The organism is Pseudomonas sp. SB113 (genome assembly GCF_040754745.1).
Lineage (GTDB): Bacteria > Pseudomonadota > Gammaproteobacteria > Pseudomonadales > Pseudomonadaceae > Aquipseudomonas > Aquipseudomonas grimontii.
The window spans coordinates 1-452 of the sequence record NZ_JBFMHW010000169.1 but is presented as its reverse complement, the minus strand read 5'-3'; the positions used below and the strand labels follow the sequence as shown (position 1 = coordinate 452).

The following is a 452-nucleotide window of genomic DNA, read 5'->3' as shown; positions in this document are numbered from 1 at the left end:
CGATCGACCCCGATTGCTCTGCAGAATTTGCACATTTTATGGAACATTCCAGCAGCGCGCGGATAAGGTCGTCCTTCGTTGCGAAGTGATAAAGCAGGCCGCCTTTGCTGACATCTGCTTTTGCCGCAACCGCCTCCATCGTCACGTTGCCGAACCCGTTTTCAAGCGCGACTTCCATTGTCGCCGACAAAAGACGCCGTTGTAGTGCAAGGCGATGATCATCCTGCTTTGGATTTTTCATCGCCTTGACGGTCAGCCGCTGCTTCGAATGGCCCGGCATCCGCTTACTCTGCAGGCACGGATGCGGGATCGGATGCTTGAGCCTTTTCCTTCCCGTGTCCGAACAACTTCATCACTAAGACATAGAAAACGGGAACGAAGAAGATCGCCAGAACGGTCGCCGAGATCATGCCACCCATGACGCCCGTACCGATGGCATTCTGGCTGGCGGC

Annotated in this window: 2 protein-coding genes; both read right to left on the bottom strand. The window is 55.3% G+C overall.

All coding sequences use genetic code 11. The annotated features are described in order from the left end of the window. Positions 1 to 280 (bottom strand): TetR/AcrR family transcriptional regulator (locus AB1462_RS32000; RefSeq protein ID WP_367249109.1); only part of this gene is annotated, 280 nt, incomplete at its 3' end. A gap of 4 nt (positions 281 to 284) precedes the next feature. After that, on the bottom strand, positions 285 to 452 hold a 168-nt coding region (locus AB1462_RS31995; protein WP_367249110.1), incomplete at its 5' end, for an efflux RND transporter permease subunit.